This window comes from Nonomuraea lactucae (assembly GCF_003313395.1).
GTDB lineage: Bacteria > Actinomycetota > Actinomycetes > Streptosporangiales > Streptosporangiaceae > Nonomuraea > Nonomuraea lactucae.
Genome location: NZ_QNFZ01000355.1, coordinates 1 through 716 on the forward strand (window position 1 = coordinate 1; position 716 = coordinate 716).

Consider the following 716-nt stretch of genomic DNA (forward strand, 5'->3'; position numbering starts at 1 on the left):
CGCCGGGCCACGCGCAGCCCCGCCGGGCCGAGCGGCGAGCTGGAGCGTTGCCGGTAGCGGTCCTGGCCGAGCACGACAGCGGGGGCGGCGCCGAACCTCGCCAGCGCCAGCAGCAGGCCCGGCTCGTTCTCGCCCACGCCGGTGCCGTTGAGCGGGGTCACGTCGGTGGCGGCCAGCTTGAGCAGGCCGCGCACGCCGGGCCGGTCGTCGCGGCGGGAGCGGCTGATCGCCTCCCACGCCTCGACCGGCCGCAGGTCCTCCTCGGGCGCCTCCCCCTGCTCCAGCCCTGTCGTGCTCGCGCAGAGCACCGACAGCGCCCGGATCGCCACCTCCCGCGCGTCGGCGGCCGACACCACCGCGTCCACCAGGCCGTGCTGGTAGAGGTTCTCCGCCACCTGCACGCCCTCGGGGAACGGGTAGCCGTGTAGCGCCTCGAACACCCTCGGCCCGAGGAACCCGATCAGCGCGCCCGGCTCGGCGGCCGTGACGTGCCCGAGCGATCCCCACGACGCCAGGACCCCGCCGGTCGTGGGATGGCGCAGGTAGACCACGTGCGGCAGGCCCGCCGCGCGGTGCGCCTGCACCGCGGCGGTGATCTTCACCATCTGCACGAACGCGAGCGCGCCCTCCTGCATCCGGGTGCCGCCGGAGGCGGGCGCGGCGAGCAGCGGCAGCCGCTCGCGGGCGGCCCGCTCGACCGCGAGGGTCACCCGCTC

General features: G+C 77.1%; 1 protein-coding gene. It reads right to left on the bottom strand.

Features of this window, described 5'->3' with window-relative positions; translation table 11 throughout:
* Positions 1-716: carboxyl transferase domain-containing protein (locus tag DQW85_RS21915; RefSeq protein ID WP_275888234.1), on the bottom strand; the 716-nt coding region annotated here is incomplete at both ends.